This is a genomic window from uncultured Actinomyces sp. (assembly GCF_963542285.1).
In the GTDB taxonomy this organism is placed as follows: Bacteria; Actinomycetota; Actinomycetes; order Actinomycetales; family Actinomycetaceae; genus Pauljensenia.
Map to the genome: position 1 here is coordinate 226,418 of NZ_CAUTWQ010000001.1, position 17,177 is coordinate 243,594.

Annotated in this window: 13 protein-coding genes and 1 tRNA gene; 9 read left to right on the forward strand and 5 right to left on the reverse strand. The window is 55.1% G+C overall.

The features are described 5' to 3' along the window. Window positions 1-19 precede the first annotated feature (19 nt). The 5 genes from RW023_RS01030 (at window position 20) to RW023_RS01050 (ending at window position 4,922) form a co-directional block, all read left to right on the forward strand. A complete protein-coding gene (locus tag RW023_RS01030) occupies window positions 20-1,210 on the forward strand; it encodes an amidohydrolase family protein (protein WP_315579475.1) in 1,191 nt (396 codons plus the stop codon). A 50-nt stretch (window positions 1,211-1,260) separates the two neighbouring features. Continuing rightward, window positions 1,261-1,503 (forward strand): hypothetical protein, encoded by a 243-nt coding sequence (locus RW023_RS01035; protein WP_315579476.1) that lies wholly within the window; start codon window positions 1,261-1,263, stop codon window positions 1,501-1,503. A 116-nt stretch (window positions 1,504-1,619) separates the two neighbouring features. After that, entirely contained in the window at window positions 1,620-2,993 is a 1,374-nt protein-coding gene (locus RW023_RS01040; protein WP_315579477.1) for a hypothetical protein, read from the forward strand. Beyond that, window positions 2,993-4,009 carry a hypothetical protein gene (locus RW023_RS01045; RefSeq protein ID WP_315579478.1) on the forward strand — a complete coding sequence of 339 codons (1,017 nt, stop codon included), beginning with the start codon at window positions 2,993-2,995 and terminating at the stop codon, window positions 4,007-4,009. The genes RW023_RS01040 and RW023_RS01045 overlap by 1 nt, the downstream gene beginning before the upstream one ends. A gap of 13 nt (window positions 4,010-4,022) precedes the next feature. Next, the gene (locus tag RW023_RS01050; RefSeq protein WP_315579479.1) at window positions 4,023-4,922 is read left to right on the forward strand and encodes a tetratricopeptide repeat protein; all 900 of its coding nucleotides are present in this window, start codon (window positions 4,023-4,025) and stop codon (window positions 4,920-4,922) included. Between the two features lie 78 nt (window positions 4,923-5,000). Here RW023_RS01050 and glgB read toward each other — a convergent pair whose 3' ends face one another. The 4 genes from glgB to glgX form a co-directional block, all read right to left on the reverse strand. Beyond that, window positions 5,001-7,187 carry a 1,4-alpha-glucan branching protein GlgB gene (gene glgB, locus RW023_RS01055; protein ID WP_315579480.1) on the reverse strand — a complete coding sequence of 729 codons (2,187 nt, stop codon included), beginning with the start codon at window positions 7,185-7,187 and terminating at the stop codon, window positions 5,001-5,003. 36 nt (window positions 7,188-7,223) lie between these two features. Next, complete coding sequence (locus RW023_RS01060; RefSeq protein ID WP_315579481.1) at window positions 7,224-9,242, reverse strand: maltotransferase domain-containing protein; 2,019 nt, start codon at window positions 9,240-9,242, stop codon at window positions 7,224-7,226. A 124-nt stretch (window positions 9,243-9,366) separates the two neighbouring features. Beyond that, window positions 9,367-10,467 (reverse strand): tryptophan--tRNA ligase, encoded by a 1,101-nt coding sequence (gene trpS / locus RW023_RS01065; RefSeq protein WP_315579482.1) that lies wholly within the window; start codon window positions 10,465-10,467, stop codon window positions 9,367-9,369. Between the two features lie 18 nt (window positions 10,468-10,485). Beyond that, window positions 10,486-12,768 (reverse strand): glycogen debranching protein GlgX, encoded by a 2,283-nt coding sequence (glgX, locus tag RW023_RS01070; protein WP_315579483.1) that lies wholly within the window; start codon window positions 12,766-12,768, stop codon window positions 10,486-10,488. 105 nt (window positions 12,769-12,873) lie between these two features. Here glgX and RW023_RS01075 point away from each other — a divergent pair, with 105 nt between their 5' ends. The 4 genes from RW023_RS01075 to mnmA are packed head-to-tail and all read left to right on the forward strand — an operon-like array spanning window position 12,874 to window position 17,035. Further along, window positions 12,874-13,683, forward strand: a complete 810-nt coding sequence (locus tag RW023_RS01075; RefSeq protein WP_315579484.1) for an electron transfer flavoprotein subunit beta/FixA family protein — start codon at window positions 12,874-12,876, stop codon at window positions 13,681-13,683. Continuing rightward, window positions 13,680-14,678, forward strand: a complete 999-nt coding sequence (locus RW023_RS01080) for an electron transfer flavoprotein subunit alpha/FixB family protein (protein ID WP_315579485.1) — start codon at window positions 13,680-13,682, stop codon at window positions 14,676-14,678. The genes RW023_RS01075 and RW023_RS01080 overlap by 4 nt, the downstream gene beginning before the upstream one ends. Before the next feature lie 9 nt (window positions 14,679-14,687). Beyond that, entirely contained in the window at window positions 14,688-15,872 is a 1,185-nt protein-coding gene (locus RW023_RS01085) for a cysteine desulfurase family protein (protein WP_315579486.1), read from the forward strand. Continuing rightward, window positions 15,869-17,035, forward strand: a complete 1,167-nt coding sequence (mnmA, locus tag RW023_RS01090; RefSeq protein ID WP_315579487.1) for a tRNA 2-thiouridine(34) synthase MnmA — start codon at window positions 15,869-15,871, stop codon at window positions 17,033-17,035. The genes RW023_RS01085 and mnmA overlap by 4 nt, the downstream gene beginning before the upstream one ends. Before the next feature lie 37 nt (window positions 17,036-17,072). Here mnmA and RW023_RS01095 read toward each other — a convergent pair. Further along, window positions 17,073-17,153, reverse strand: a tRNA-Leu gene (locus tag RW023_RS01095). Window positions 17,154-17,177 lie beyond the last annotated feature (24 nt).

Here is a 17,177-nt window from a genome sequence, read left to right on the forward strand (position 1 = left end):
AGTGTGACAAAATAGAGCTATGGATCAACAAATTATGCGAGGCCGCATCGTCCTGAAAGATTCCATCATTGAAGATGGCGTCATCACCGTTGAAGGCCAATTTATTTCTCATATTTGCCCGGCATCTGATTTCTCAGGCGAGCTTCCGCAGTCAAGTGGCTCTACTTTCCTTCCGGGACTTGTTGATGTGCACTGTCACGGAGGCGGTGGGGAGTCTTTCCCGAATGCAACGACTCCCGAGGCCGCAATGCAAGCCGTCATGGAACACCGTCGTCACGGTACGACCTCGTTGGTTGCTTCGTGCGTCACCGCTGATGCTGACACCTTGAAGGAACGTGCTCGCACCCTAGCTTCGCTTGCTGAAAAGGATGAAATCGCGGGTATTCACTTCGAAGGTCCCTTCGTTTCCCATGCACGTTGCGGCGCACAGGATCCGACCTACATCGTTGATCCAGATCCCGATCTGACCCGCGAACTCATTGATGAATGCAAGGGATATGCGCTTTCAATGACGCTGGCTCCGGAAAAGCCCCGTGCATTCGGTGAAGGTTCTGTTGCTGAAGCACTGATTGATGGGGGTGCTATTCCTTCGTGGGGGCATACGGATTCGAACTCGACCTTTGCGCGTCGAGCCTTGGAATACTCACGTGAGCGTTTTGCAGCTTCTTCGACCACTCGTGGTCCTCGTGCGACGATTACACACCTCTTCAATGGTATGCGTCCGCTTCACCACCGCGATACCGGTCCGATCGCGGAATTTCTTTCAGATGCAGCCCGTGGTGGTGCGGTTGCAGAGCTGATTTGCGATAACGTCCACGTTGATCCGCTTCTTGTCCGCGATGTCTATGAACTTGTCGGTCGAGATCACGTTGTGCTGATTACAGATGCGATGGCTGCCGCCGGAATGCCCGACGGTTCCTACACACTTGGCCCTCAGGACGTAGTTGTTCGTGATGGCATTGCGCGCTTGGCTCAGGGTGATTCTATTGCGGGCGGCACTGCACACCTTCTTGACTGTGTTCGCGTGGCGACGACTTTGGGCGGAATTCCTCTGGTGGATGCTGTCTACATGGCATCAGCTCAAGGAGCCAAGATCTTGGGTGATCCGCGAGTGGGCAGCCTTGAGGCTGGAAAATTTGCGGATATTGTCGAGGTGGATTCCGAGCTCAATGTGCGTCGCGTAGTTCGCCGTGGCACAGTAGTTGAGTGAGAGGAAAGCGATCTCGTAAGCGTCCTTGGGGCGAGAGCCGGCCATTACAAATGTCGGCTCTCGCCTCACTTGCGCGCAGTGAAATTGGCCCTGATGGTGAGTTCTATCAGGTCCAGTATCTTCGTTCTTCTTCGAAGCCCTATACCTGCCCCGCCTGCCTGCAAACAATCGCCATTGGCAGCGCACACGTCGTTGCATGGCCTGAAGAACGTGCCTATGGATTGGATCAGGGAGTTCGCGCTCGGCGACACTGGCACCTGAACTGTTGGAAACGTGGTCTTCGCCCGGCATAATGGGCGTGATTGGCTACGTGCACGTGGCGTGAGACACCTCCAGTATGCACTCGTGTTGTTTGCCCGTAGAGTTACTAACTAGAGGTTGACACTATCCCATTAATAGGAGACTCCGAGTGGACCAGCTCAGAAGATTTTCAGGAGCAGCTGCAGCATGTGCAGTTGCGTTGATTGCTGCGATTGTCGCGGTATTGGCTTTGACAGTGTGGAAGCCAACCCAACAAATTAGTGCGACTGTTACCCCCCAGCAGCCGGTCGTCATCACCCGTGAGGGCCTCTTCCAACTCGAAGGGGGTGAAGTCACCGTTACTGCGGCTTCTGCCTCGGGAAAGCAAGTGACGATGGCACTGGGTACAGCGGCAGATGTTCGCGCGTGGGTTTCCGATCTTTCCTACGCGGAAATCACTGGCATCTCGGCAAATCGTGAGAATCTTTTGACCGAGGGACACGACTCTGCGGCGTCGGCAACTTCATCGCCTTCTCCTTCGCCGTCGCCTTCCAGTGAGGCTCCACAAAACCCTGATCAGAATGCTCAGCAGCCTTCACCTTCTCCCAGCGCGACTCCAACTCTGTCGGCTGCCGGTGGAGATATGTGGCTTGACGAGGTGACCGCTCCTTCAACTGCAACGATGACGCTTCGTGATGTTGCAGCAGGTCGTTCGCTGGTTATTACTTCGGATGGAACGACTCCCTCTGATTTGACGGTCACTATGACCTGGCAGACCCCTCATGCGAATGTCTTAGCAATCACTGCCGGCGTTATTACATTCGTATGTCTTCTCATCGCCGCAGCACTGGTGGCCCTTGTTCTCTGGCGTGAACGTCATGCCGCTTCTGAGGAAGAAACCCGCGAGCAAGACGAAGCAGAAGAAGGCACATCTCAAGAGGTAGATCCCGCCTTCTTTGAAGCCGTAGAGCATTCTGATTCTTCCGAAGAAGGGACTGGAACTTCTGAAATCGACAACGAAGAATCTGAAGAGTACAGCGACTCAAGTGACGAAGGGGAAGTACCTTTAGATTTAGCGGTCCAGGATTCCTCCACTGAGGTCACTGAGTTTGACGAGGAGAAGTCAGAAGGCGAGTTGCCAGAAGAGCGCACCTCTGAAGAGAGCTTTGAAGTTGATGAAACTTCCGTCGCCGAGCAGAATGAATCTTCGGATTCTGAGCTGCGTCGCGGTCGCCACGGTATTGTCTATCACGATGATGAAGTAGACCCACCTGCTCGTGAATCAACAGATACGGGAATTATTGATTTGTCCGGTATTCGTCCGGGTGCAGTTCTTCCTTCGCGCCGCGCACTGCGTCAGGCACGCGAGAAGGGTGAAGGACGCTTGGTGATTGGTGGCCACGAATTTGATACTGGCTTGATTCCTCAGGTGGAGAAGGAAGAAGGAACATCCACTGCTGATGGTTCCGAAGACAAGCGCTCGTGGGGATCGATCATGGGGAATTGGATTTCACCAAAGCAACGCGGACAGAAGGGACAGTGATGATGAGAATACGACGCATCCTCCCAATCCTGTGTGTACCTGCACTTGTTCTTGGGGCATGTAGCAGCCGTGATCTTGTTGCTCCTGAGGTGACTTCCCAGTCTTCTTCCGCCTCTCCAAACCTCGACTCGGCTCGCATCGAGCGTGTTCTTGGATCTATTCAGGACACTATCAATACTGCTGATGCAACACGCGACGCTGCTGCTCTTGAACCTCGACTTGAGGGTGGGGCGTTGCGTATGCGTAGCGACCAGTATGCTGCTGCTAAGGCAACGAATACCGAAGTTCCTAAGCTTGTCGTCAACCAGGGTTCGGTTGCAGTGACAAATTCGGATCAGTGGCCGCACGTTATTGTGAATGTCTCCAGCTCCGATCAGGCATCTCTTCCTGTGCTCGCATTCGCAGTTCAAGATGATGCTCGATCGAATTACAAGCTCGTTGGTTGGGCGCGTGCGCTTGGTGGAGCTCAATTCCAGCTGGATAATGTGGAGAAGGGCTCTGCTGCACTTGGTTCGGATGCTCAGGGATTCGTGAAGACCCCGAAGGAAGCGCTCCAGGGCTACGTGGACATGCTGAATTCCGGTAATGCCGGTAATGATCAGTATGCGGGTGATGATTTTGCTCGTCGCTACTTGCAGGATGCAAAGAGCTTGAATGATGCGGTTCAGGCTGCCGGAAACGTTCAGGCTCATGCTGATCTCTCGGCTGATTTCCCGATTGTCGGTGTCGAACTAGTCGACGGCTCAGCTCTTGTTGCCGCTTCATTCACCTATACTCAGACCTATCAGCGCACTGTTGCTCGTTCGACGATGCGCCTCGGGGGGACAACTGCTGCATTGGCAGAAGGCGATGACGATACGGTCAAGGGAAAGGCGACAGCAACCTATGTTGTGACCGTGCTCCTTCACATCCCCAAGGCCGGCTCGGATTCGCAGCTGATTAGCGTGGTGGGTGCCGAACGTGCACTCGGCTCGGTCGTAATGGACGATAACGCGGGCAACCCTGATCAACGTTAAGGAGATCTTCTTCATGAATAATGATGCTCACAATCCTCAGCCTGCAGATTCGCACGGTGCACTCGACCTCAGTGCAGCTGCTTCCGCCGCAGGACAGGGAGGCCCCAGTACTTCCCAGCAGACAAATCGAGAAGGCGCTGCCGGTGGCATCAGCATTCCGCTGATTGATTCCTGCGATGATTCCTCTTTTGAGGCGATTGCTGCAAATTCTCAAAAGGTTCCGGTTGTCCTCGTTCTTTGGGCCGCTCAATCTCTTGAATCTAAACAGTTGCTGGCTACCCTTGAAGAGCTCGCACGCGAAAAGGCGGGTGCTTTCCAACTTGTTGAGGTCGATGTTCAACAGGCCCCTCGAGTTGCACAGGCATTCCAAGTACAGGTCCTTCCGACAACGGTTGCTCTTGTCGGCGCGCGTCCTGTACCTCTCTTCCAAGGTGTTGCTGCTAAGGAACAGATTGCCCCTGTTATCGAGGATTTGCTGAAGGCTGCTGGGCAGATGGGGGTGACCGGTCGGATTGCTGTGAGCGGATCCGATGTTGCGAAGCCCATTCCGCAGGAGCATGTCCCCGCCCTTGAAGCTGAAGAACGCGGAGATCTTGAAGCTGCCCAGGCTGCCTGGGAGAAGATTATTGAACATAATCCCCGCGATGAAGAGGCAAAGAATCACCGTGCGCGGATTAATTTCAAACTGCGTGAAGCTCAGGAAAATGGCGACCCCTCCGCACAGGCAGATGCACTCTTCAATGAGGGAAAGACCGCTGAGGCGTTTAATGTCCTTCTGCGTCTCATCGAGGACAGCCCGGAGGATCAGCGTGAGGATTACCGTGTCAGGCTGCTTGATCTTTTCCGCATTGCGGGCAATACCCCGGAGGTTAAGGCCGCAAGACGGCGTTTGTCTGCGCTGTTAATGATCTAGAAGCTGTTAACAGGCAGCACTTAGGGGTGTGGGGAACAGATGAAAATCTGTTCCCCACACCCCTAAGTGCTATGAAGTTCAGTGCTGCGGTGCCAGCCAGAGAGCACCCAGAGGAGGAACGCGAAGCTCAACCGAGTAGGGGCGTCCATTCCAGGGGATCTCTTCAGCAACGAGTTCGCCGATATTAACGACTCCTGAACCACCATATTGTGGATCATCCGTGTTGACGACCTCTAACCAGGTTCCCGCATGAGGCAGGCCAATGCGGTAACCCTCGTGGGGGTTACCAGCGAAGTTCACCACGCACACAAGCTCATCCTGAGCGCGGTGGCCGCTGGTCGCCTCGGATTTACGGATGTAAGAGATCAGGTTGTGATCGCCATCTGAGGCGTCAATCCATTCGAAACCTGTGTAGGTGTCATTCCACAGCGCTGAGTGGGTGCGGTAGAGCTCATTGAGGCGCGCAACCAAGGCTGCCATTCCCGCATGGTCGGGCCGATCGTAGAGCCACCAATCCAAGGAATAGCTTTCATTCCATTCTTGTTCCTGTGCAAATTCCTGCCCCATGAAGATCAGCTGCTTACCGGGGTGCGACCACTGGTAGGCGAAGAGCGAACGCAGGCCAGCCATCTGCTGCCAATGATCACCGGGCATCTTGGAGACAAGCGAGCCCTTGCCGTGAACGACCTCGTCGTGAGACAGAGGTAGCACGTAGTTCTCTGAGAAGGCGTAAACCAGTGAGAAGGTTAGCTCACCGTGATGCCAACGACGATTGACAGGATCTTCAGAGAGGTAGCGCAGGGTGTCGTTCATCCACCCCATGTTCCACTTCATTCCAAACCCTAGGCCGCCGCCGGAAGTCGGAGCGGTAACTCCAGGCCATGCGGTCGATTCTTCCGCAATCATGACAATTCCAGGATGCAGGCGGTAAGAGGTTGCAGTTGCTTCCTGAAGGAAAGAAATCGCCTCAAGATTCTCACGCCCACCATATTGGTTTGGACGCCACTGGCCGTCCTTACGGGAGTAATCGAGGTAGAGCATGGATGCCACTGCATCAACGCGCAGACCATCGATATGGAACTGATCAAGCCAGTAGAGGGCATTGGCAACAAGGAAGTTGCGAACTTCGATGCGTCCAAAGTTAAAGACGTAGGTTCCCCAATCCGGATGCTCGCCACGCAGCGGATCAGGATCTTCATATAGCGGGGTGCCGTCAAAACGTGCCAGTGCCCAATCGTCCTTGGGGAAGTGGGCCGGTACCCAGTCCAAGATCACGCCGATGCCCTCTTGGTGGAGACGGTCCACGAGGTAACGGAAATCGTCGGGAGTGCCATAGCGCGAGGTCGGTGCGTAATAGGAAGTGACTTGGTAGCCCCAAGATCCGCCGAAGGGGTGCTCAGCAAGAGGCATGAATTCGACGTGGGTGAAACCCATCTTCTTAACGTAGGGGATGAGCTCATCAGCCAAACCGCGGTAGCCCAGATCCTGTTTCCACGAGCCCGCGTGAACCTCGTAAATCGACATGGGGCCGTTGTGAGGGTTCGCATCCTCACGTGCGCGAAGCCAGTCTTCATCGTTCCACGTGTGGAAGACATCGGTGACGACCGAGGCCGTGGCTGGGGGAATTTCGGTTGCCCGAGCCATGGGGTCTGCTTTTTGGAACCAGTTTCCAGATGGTCCTTGGATTTCGAACTTGTAGCGGGCGCCGACACCAACGCCGGGAATAAAGAGCTCCCACACTCCAGAAGCACCCATTGTGCGCATGGCGTGTCCGGTGCCGTCCCAGAAATTGAAGTCGCCAACAACGCGCACAGCCTGTGCATTGGGGGCCCACACTGCGAAGGCAACGCCATCAACCGGTCCCATGACACCGTCAAAATGCATGAGGTGGGCACCGAGGACCTCCCAGAGGCGCTCATGACGTCCTTCGGAGATCAGATAGGTATCCATTTCGCCAACGGTTGGAAGGAACCTATACGGATCATCAATGACCTGCGAATGATCTCCGTAGGTGACGCGCAGTCGGTAGTCGGGAATGGCATCTGCAGCGAAGACGCATACCCAAACGCCGCCGTGTTCGTGGCTTGCCGGGTAGGTATGGTCCTGGGTGAGCACCTCGACCGAATCGGCCAGATGGTGAACGCTGCGGATCGTAACGACACCGTCGTTGAGGTGTGCTCCCAGCACATCGTGGGGGAGAGGGTAGCGCCCTTCTGCTACCGCATTGAGGACGTCTGTGGCCACTGCTGTCGCTTGAGGTTCCATGTGTTCATCATCTCACGTTTAAAGAAGATCCAATAATTACTCGGTTTCGATGGCCATGACATGACCCAATCGATCCCAGGGGGACAGTCGTACCCAATTGGTGCGTGACCAGGAGTAATGCTGTCCATCGAGTTCATCGACCACGGTGTAGTGAGCCGATGATGTCCCCAAGGAAAGTCCGCTCAAATCAACATCGATTTCTCCTTCAACCGTGTTTTCCGGGTCCAAGGAGATCACGACGATGACTGTATCGGGCAATCCGGTCGGTGAGAATCGAGCGGGGACATGCTTGGAGAAGCACAGGATCTTCTCCGAGGTCGTGGGGTGGATGCGAAGATCGTGAAGCTGGCGCAGCGCTGGGTGACGTTCGCGAGCGCTATTGAGAAGTGTGAGTAGAGTGGGGATTCCCGTCTTCTGGGCAAGCCCTGGAACACGAGGCCGGAATTCGTACTTCTCATTATCGTTGGGTTCCTCGGCACCCTGGCGTTGAATATTTTCAACCCACTCGTATCCAGAGTAGATTCCCCATGAGGGTGCTCCGAGTGCGGCCAGCATCGCACGAATTGCGAAGATTGCACTTCCCCCAGAAGTCATTTGAGGAGTGAGAATATCGTGTGTCGTTGGCCAAAAGGTCGGACGAATAAGGTGCGCAGTGTCGTGTGCGAGCTCCTGAAGATACTCCTCGATTTCTTGCTTTTCGGTTCTCCAGGCGAAGTAGGTGTAGGACTGATCAAAGCCAACCGCACCTAAGGTTCGCATCATTGCGGGGCGGGTGAAAGCCTCGGCAAGGAATATGATTTCCGGATGACGCGTATGGATTTCTTCTAGGAGCCGTTCCCAGAAACGAAGGGGTTTAGTGTGCGGATTATCGACACGGAAGATTGTCACTCCGTGGGAAATCCACAATTCGAGCATGTCACGAATCGCCTTGTAGATTCCCTCTGGATCACGATCGAAGTTCAGGGGATAGATGTCCTGATATTTCTTCGGTGGGTTCTCCGCGTAGGCGATCGTGCCATCTGCGCGCTGGGTAAACCATTCCGGATGCTCTCTTACCCACGGGTGGTCGGGGGAGCACTGAAGCGCGATATCCAGCGCAACCTCTAAGCCCAGTTCTTTTGACTGTGCAACGAAATAATCAAAATCATCGAAAGTGCCCAATTCAGGGTGAATGGCATCGTGACCACCCTCCGCTGAACCAATGCCGTAGGGGCTGCCAGGTTCACCTTGATGAGCAACCAGAGAGTTATTCTTTCCTTTTCGATTGGTTAAACCAATAGGGTGAATTGGCGTCAAATAGATGACGTTGAAGCCCATAGACGCGATACGGGGCAGATCCTCGGTTGCCGTGCGCAAGGTTCCCGATACCCAGCGTCCTTTCTTGTCCTGGAAAGCGCCGTGTGAACGGGGAAAGATCTCATACCACGCACCTGCGAGGGCACGGTTTCGCGCAACATACAGGGGGAAGCTGCGGGTTGACCCGTAGAGGTCACGGAGTGGGAAATTGCGGAAGACCGCGCGCACTGGAGCAGCTAGGCCAGCGGAGAGACGACGCTGGGGAGTTTGAGTGGTATCGCGTAGGGCCTGTGCAGCAGCAAGTAGGGTTTGAATACCTGCTCGACTTGGCTGCTTTTGAGAAGGATTGTTCAGTGCCTCTCCGCGCGCGGCGCGTTCCATCAAGAGCGCGCCTTCTTCGAGCATGAGTTCGACGTCGACCTCGGCCCCAATCTTCACTGAGGCGTCGTGACGCCACGTGGCGTAGGGGTCTGACCATGTATCAATGCGAAAACTCCACTTGCCAACAGCGTCTGGCATCAGCCACGCTTCATAGCGGTCGAGGCCGGGAGCGATGTCATACATGAGGGCGCGTGAATGGATGGAGCCACCGGGGCGAATGAGAACTGCCTCAGCAGCATAGGCATCATGGCCCTCTCTGAAGACGGTTGCTCGGATAGGAAATGCCTCAAAAACCGTTGCCTTAGCCGGCAAATTCCCGTCCTCGACGACGGGGAAAACTTCGGTGGCCGGGATGCGTGGAAGTAGTGTCTCGTTCACATATCTAAGCCTAATGGATACTGTGACGATCGACATACTCAGGAAGTAAAAAGGCTCTGAAGGGTCCAAAAAGGTGGTGGTTACTTCTGAGGAAGTAACCACCACCTTGAGCGTTTCAAAAAGCTCAGTAGACCATGTGCATCGCTTCACGGACCTCGTTCAAGGTCTTTTCTGCACGCTCGTTTGCCTTCTCATTGCCTTGGCGGAGGATTGAGAGCAGGTATCCCGTATCAGCCGCTAGCTCGGCGCGACGTGCACGGATTGGCGCAAGCATTTCGTTGAGGGCCTCTGTAACGGTTGCCTTGAGCGCACCGCCGCCGCCATCACCGATACGCTCGGCGATAGCTACCGGATCCTCACCCGTGGCCAGGGAGGCCAAGGTGAGCAGGTTGGCTACCTCAGGACGGTTCTCAGGGTCGAAGGTGATGTGACGATCTGAATCAGTCTTTGCGCGCTTTAAAATTTTTGCAGTCTCATCTGCGGTCATTGCCAATTCGATCGTGTTGCCGCGAGACTTCGACATCTTCGTTCCGTCTGTTCCCAAGAGCAGGGGAGTCTCTGAAAGAAGCGCATCAGGACGGGGGAATACGGCTCGCTTGGGGTCGACGCGGCCGTAACGCTTATCGAAGCGCTGAGCAATCAGACGGGTCTGTTCAATGTGAGGGAGCTGGTCTTGCCCGACAGGAACGATATTCGCCTTGCAGAAGAGGATGTCACAGGCCTGGTGGACCGGGTAGGTCAACATCAAACCGCTCATTGCACGGCCGTCGGTAGCTTCCAACTCTGCTTTAACCGTGGGGTTACGGTGCAACTCGGCCTCGGTAACCAGGGAAAGGAAAGGAAGCATGAGTTGGTTAAGTGCAGGAATCGACGAATGATTGAAGATCGTTGTCTTCTCTGGATCCAAGCCAACTGCAAGGTAATCAGTAACTAGGCCAAGGACGCGCTCTTGAATGGGGCCGACAGCGTCGCGGTCGGTGATGACCTGATAGTCAGCTACAAGCACCCATGTATCGACTCCGCGTTCTTGAAGGAGAACACGGTTTCGCAGGGTGCCGAAGTAGTGACCGAGGTGTAGGCGTCCAGTTGGGCGGTCGCCAGTAAGCACGCGAAAACGCGTGGGATCTTGGTCGATTGCCTCGTCAATTTCCTTCGAACGCGCAAGAGAACGCGCAAGAGAAGCATCAGAGGTGGATTGCTCGAGAGTTTCTTCGCTGGTAGTCACCAGCTCAGTTTAGCGTGATCACTGCGTAGGCGAAGAGTCCACGGATGAGAGGTAGATATGCATGCTGAAAGGATCCATGGAAACTGTTGCATCCGGAGCCTTGTAATCGAGAGTACTCGGCAAGGTCACCGCATCGTTCATCGAGTTCACACCACCGTCGTCGATCGGGCTCCATGCACTATCGAAGACGTGCACCCACTGGACCCCTCGGCCTCGGGGAAGAACAACATTGCGGTCCGCTGTCGTTCCGTTGAAGAGGACAAGAGCATCGCGAGAACGGTAGGGAGTCCCTGAACGCAGCATTTGGAAAACACGTGAATCGGGTGATGTCCATACGTCGTCACGCATGGGAACCCCACTTGCGTCATACCACGAGAGGTCAGGAAGTGTATCGCCATTCGGGTCAGTTCCGGAGAAAAACTTCATTGGCCGCAGTGCAGGATGCGCACGGCGTAATGCAAGAAGCCACCGGACGATCTCGAGCTGTTCCTTCTGGAGCTCAGAAAGGTCCCAGTCGATCCAGGAAATGGGAGAATCTTGGCAGTAGGCGTTGTTATTACCAAATTGCGTGCGCGAAAACTCATCGCCCGCAACCAACATGGGCGTTCCAGAGGATACAAGGAGCGTGGCAAGAAGATTGCGTTGTGAGCGCTGGCGCGCGGGAACAATATCTTCAACAAAGCCGGTGATATCACGGACATCGGGGTCAACACCCAGAATCGGCGCGGCCAAAGCTCCCTCAAGGCCGTGGTTCCACGAATGGTTGTTATCCGAACCGTCGCGGTTTTCTTCCAGGTTTGCCAAGTTGTGCTTATGGTCAAATGCTGTAAGGTCGGCCAAAGTAAAGCCGTCATGTGCCGTTACAAAATTGACAGATGCTCCCGGCCCGCGAAGGTATCCAACGCCGTGGCCAAAGAGATCTTGAGAACCAGACAGACGAGTTGCGAGCTCATTGGCTCCACCAGCCTGTCGTCCCGCACTAATCTCTCGCAAATCAGAAAGCCAGAAGCTGCGAACGGTATCGCGGAAACGGTCATTCCACTCTAAGAAAGGATCCGGGAAATTACCCGTCTGCCACCCTCCTAAACCAACGTCCCAGGGCTCTGCGATGAGCTTGGTCTCGCGAAGAAGGGGATCTGCCCCCATCGCAATGAGCAGGGGATGTAGGGGAGTGAAACCGGTTGAAAAACGCCCGATAGTCGCAGCGAGATCAAAGCGGAATCCATCAATTCCCATGTTGGCTACCCAGTAGCGCAGTGAATCCAAAATAAGAGAAATCACCTGGGGATTATCGGTATTAAGTGTGTTGCCACACCCTGTCGTATCGATGATCTGTGAGGGGTAGGTATCAGTTCGTCTGTAGTACAGAGGGGAATCAAGCCCACGCAACGATAGCGTCGGACCGGTGTCTCCGCTCTCGCAGGTGTGGTTATAGACCACGTCAAGGATTACTTCAATCCCGGCCTCATGGAGAATTGAGACCATCCCGCGGAATTCGTCAATCACGGCCTGCGGGCCTCGTGCGCGAGCGGCCGCGCTGGCATAGGAAGGCTCAGGGCTAAAGAAGGAGAGGGTGGAGTACCCCCAATAATTCGTCAAGCCGCGTTCGACTAAGAAAGGTTCATCAGACTTTGCGTGGATCGGGAGAAGCTCGACAGAGGTCACTCCCAATTCTTTGAGATAACGAACGGAAGCGGGATGAGCAAGACCCGCATAGGTCCCTCGCAGATTGGGAGGGACCTCTGACATGTTCTGCGTGAAGCCTTTGACGTGTAACTCATAGATGACGGTCTCATCCAAAGCGACCTTTGGTTGAGGGGTAATGCGGAATGAGGTGTCAATGACCACGCTATGTGCGTTAAAAGGCGCGGAATCAGTTGTCGAGGGCTCGAGGGGGTAAGAGACCGGGTAGAGATCCTCATCGACTTGGTGTGCGTAGACCTCGGGACGAATGTCGACAGCACCTGCGAGGCCGCGACCATAGGGATCGACCAGAAGCTTGTTCTCGTTAAAGAACAGGCCGGCATCGGGATCCCAAGGGCCTTGCGCACGGAAACCGTAGTGGGTTCCAAGGCCAAAACCTTCGATACGTCCATGCCAGATGCCATGATCGGGGCCAAGAAGACGATAGCGCTGCTCAAACCCGGTATTCGGGTCGATGACGCAGAAGTCAACCTGGGTAGCACGTGTCGATACCACTGCAACGTTGAGACCTGATCCAGAAACGGTGACGCCCAATTGGCGATAGCGAGGATGAGGTTGCGTAACGGCGTGGTAGACGTAATTCGCCTGTTGTGACATTGCCGCACCTTTTTCTCATGTCAGAACTGAGAACATCATAGTCGTATCCGTCCGCTGGCACACATAGAGCTGCGCATATCAGCATCGATATGGCACTCTGGATACATGAGGATTGCAGTTCTGGTCAAACAGGTTCCTGATACAAGCTCGGACCGGCGTTTTGAAGACGTACGTTTAGTGCGTGGTGAAGACGATGTCCTAAATGAAGGCGACGAACACGCAGTGGAAGCTGCGGCTGATCTTGTTCGCACCCACGGAGGCGAAGTCGTTGCGGTGAGCATGGGGCCAGAAGATGCCAGTGACGCGCTGATTCGTGCGCTGGCACTTGGTGCCGATAGTGCTTATCTGCTCTCTGATCCCAAACTTGAGGGTGCAGATGTCACTGTTTCAGCACGTGCGCTCGCGGCTTTGCTGACGGTGCTGGCGGATGAGGAGCCTTTCGATCTGATCATCGCCGGGATGTCAGCGGCGGATTCGATGACGTCGATGCTTCCCGCGGCGCTTGCGGCAGTTTTGGGCCTTCCTTTGGTTTCACAGGCTCGAGAGTTGAATGTTGATGTCGAGCACTCACGGCTGAGTGCCTCGCGAAGTGTTGATGGTGTTGATGAATCTCTCGACGCGCCTTTCCCTGCTGTTATTTCTGTTTCAGATCAGTTGAACGAACCGCGTTTCCCCGGTTTTAAGGACCTCAAGGCTGCTCGGATGAAGCCCTTAGTTCGTGCTGAACTTGACGACATTGCTGAATGCGATCCCAGCGGAGTGCTCTCATCTGTCCTGACTTCTGGACTCGATGCGATGCCTCTTCGTATGGAATTTATCGAGGAACATCACCGAGGCGGAGCAGGTGAGGTATTCCCCGATACCGGTGATGGTGGCAAGCGTCTTGCGGAATTCATTGAGGAGAAGTTGAAGTGAAGGCTTTATTGAACTCTGCGGTCCTCGCTCTTGATCTGGTGTCCTCTGAAGGAACAATTGATGCCCGTCACAGGGACATCGTCGCCCAGGCTCGCGGGTGCTTTGAAGAGCTGCATGCGATCGTCTTGTGCCCCGAGGTCCTCGATTCCCTTGGAGGGGAATTGGGACGAATTGGTGTCTCCTCTGCGGTGCCGGTTATCTGCCCCGAGGCCGCGCTGACAACATCGGCTTTGCTTCCTTCGCTGGAATCTGCGTACCGAAGCCTGAATCTCCCTGGAGCGCCGATTTTCTTCGCCACGCGTTTCCTTGACCGTGAGTGTGCTGCTTCCCTTGCCGTAATTTTGGGTGGGTGCGCCATTGCCGAGGCCGTCGAGATTCACGTTGAAGAGGATCGTTTGCGCGCGACGACGGAAGCGCTGGGCGGCTCGTGGAGGGGAGAGGTTCTCGCTATGGCTGCCCCTGCCTGCGTGTGTCTGCGTTCGCGCGGCCTCGTTCCTGAAGAGGTTGCAGGCCAGTGTCGGGTGGGGGAGTCTATTGTGCTCTCCCTGAGCGATAAGACCACTAGGGTTGAGGAGCGCGCGTATCAAAGTGGAGACGGTCGCCCGAAGGTGACTGAAACTCAGGTTGTTGTCGTTGGTGGCCGCGGTGCAGGGCAAGACTGGAGTTTGGTCGAAGATCTTGCTGATGCTTTGGGTGCTGGCATCGGTGCAACGCGTGATGCTGTTGATGAAGGCTGGGCGAAGCGTAGCTCGCAAATCGGCCAAACCGGTGTCACGATTGCTCCGAAGCTCTATATCTCTCTTGGGGTTTCCGGTGCAATTCATCACACGATTGGAATGATGTCCTCGGGAACGATCGTTGCAGTCTGTGATGATCCCGATGCTCCGATCTTCGGAATTGCTGATTTCGGAGTTGTTGGAGATCTGTACGAAATTGTTCCCCAAGCGCTGGAGCATATTCGCGCGTGGCGCGCGAATGAGCCCCAGGACAACTGAAAGACACCCGTGTCGCACTATCTTGATCACGCCGGTTCCACACCCTTGGCACCCGGAGTACGTCAGGCTTGGCTTGACGCCCAAGACGCTCTCAGTCGGCGTCCCGGGAACCCCGCGGCTCTTCATGCTGGCGGACGTTCCGCTAAGCGTTTGCTGGAAGATGCGCGTGAACGCGTAGGCGCTGCCGTGGGTGCATCTCGCGCGGAGGTTGTCTTTACCTCGGGTGCGACGGAATCAGATGCGCTGGCGCTTGTTGCTGCCTCTCGGGGGATGCGTGGGGTCGATGCCAGACGTGTCGATGTGTGGATGTCTCCAGTCGAGCATGACGCGGTGCACGAGCAGCGCGAAGTCCTGCGCCGAGAGGGATTTACGCCGCGCATCTTCACGGTGAATTCTTCGGGGCGTGTGGAGTATTCGGATTTAGGGCCAGCAGAGTTTGAACGTGCGGCATTAATGTCAATGACGTGGGTGTGTTCTGAGCTTGGAACCATTGAACCAGTGGGTGAATTTGCCAGCTTTGTTCACGAAGCGCGGGAGGATCAAGCACCTCTTCTACATTCGGACGCCGCTCAAGCAATCGGCTACTGCGACGTTAATTTTGCTCAATCTGGCTTAGATCTATTGTCGATCGGTGGCCATAAAGTCGGTGCTCCTGTTGGTACGGGTGCACTGATCGTCCGTCGAGGGATCACGATGGTCACTGACCGGCCTGGTGGGGGACACGAACGTGGAATCCGTTCTGGAACCCCCGATGTTGCAGGGGCCTGCGCGCTTGCAACTGCCCTCGAATTTGCAGTGGAGCATCGCCTCGAGCGTGTCCAACGTGCGCAGCAACTTCGTGAGCGTCTTATTTCTGGCCTCCCCCAGGGAGTGCGTTTAAGTGTTGACCCAGCTACGGCCTCGGCAGCGATTATTCACTTATTGATCCCCACTCACCATCCCGAGGCAGTTCTCTTGGCTATGGATATGGCAGGCGTAGACGTGTCTGCTGGCTCGGCATGTCATGCCGGAGTGACTCGGCCCTCGCGTGTTGTGATGGCCCTTGGCTACAGTGAAAATCAAGCACTTGGTGTGCTGCGGGTTTCCACGGGTTTGGAAACTACCGTAGAAGATATTGATGCTTTTCTTTCAGCACTTCCCGCCGCAATCCGAGCGGGACAGGCATTGGATGAACGAGACAGGATGGATGCATGAGGGTTCTTGCGGCTCTATCGGGTGGAGTGGACTCTGCAGTCGCGGCGGCGAAGGCTGTAGAGGCCGGACACGAGGTCGTTGGAGTGCATATGGCCCTTTCATCTCAACCTCAAGAATGTCGTTTGGGTTCGCGCGGCTGCTGTTCGGTTGAAGATGCTGCTGATGCTGCTCGTGCCGCCGAAATCATGGGTATTCCATTTTATGTCTGGGATCTTGCGGAAGAATTTGAGCAGACGGTCATTACGGACTTCGTTGAGCAGTACAAGGCCGGGCATACTCCGAACCCTTGTGTTCGTTGCAACGAATTCGTCAAGTTTAGGGAGCTTGCCCAGCGTGCGCGGGCACTGGGATTTGATGCAGTTTGTACGGGCCACTACGCGCGTATTGTTCAGACAGATTTGGGTCCTCAGCTCCATCGCGGACGTGACGAGGCAAAAGATCAGTCCTATGTGCTTGCAATTATGGGACCCGAAGAACTTCCGCGTGTAATTTTCCCCCTGGGAGATGCTCCATCGAAATCATGGGTGCGTTCTGAAGCGGAAAGAATGGGGCTCGGAGTATCAAATAAGCCGGATTCTTACGATATCTGCTTCATTCCTGATGGAGATACGCAGGGCTTTTTGCGTTCACACCTCGGGAGCAACCCGGGCGACATTGTTGATACTGAGGGCCGCGTTGTGGGTCGTCACGATGGCTACTGGAATTTCACCGTTGGTCAGCGACGAGGGTTGAACTTGGGTAATCCGGCAGCCGACGGGCGGCCTCGATATGTCGTCGAGACGAAGCCTCAGCTCAACCAGGTTGTCGTTGGTGCTTCTGAATTGCTCTCTGTTGACCATATTGATTGTTCCGAACTTGTGTGGCTCGCACCTGATGATTTGGGAGAGATCAATGATCTTGCCACACGCGAGTTTGGCCCAAGTCTTGGCCAGCGTTCCCTGAATGAAATCGATGAGGGAGTTGTGACAGCTCAGATTCGCGCACATGGGTTACCCAGCGTCGTGACCGAGCTTGTTCGAGAGAATAACGAAGACGGACGCTCACGACTGTCCGTGGCTTTGGCGCAGCCAATCCGCGGTGTCGCTGCTGGGCAATCTTTGGTCCTGTACCGGGGTACTCGAGTGATTGCCGAGGCGACAATTGAGCGCGCGTATCGCGGCTAGACAAGCGCGGCCTCGTAGAGGCAAAAGAATTTATCAGTGCGCAAGATGGGACTCGAACCCACACGTCAAAGACACTGGAACCTAAATCCAGCGCGTCTACCAATTCCGCCACTCGCGCAACAGCACAGAGTTTACCTTATTG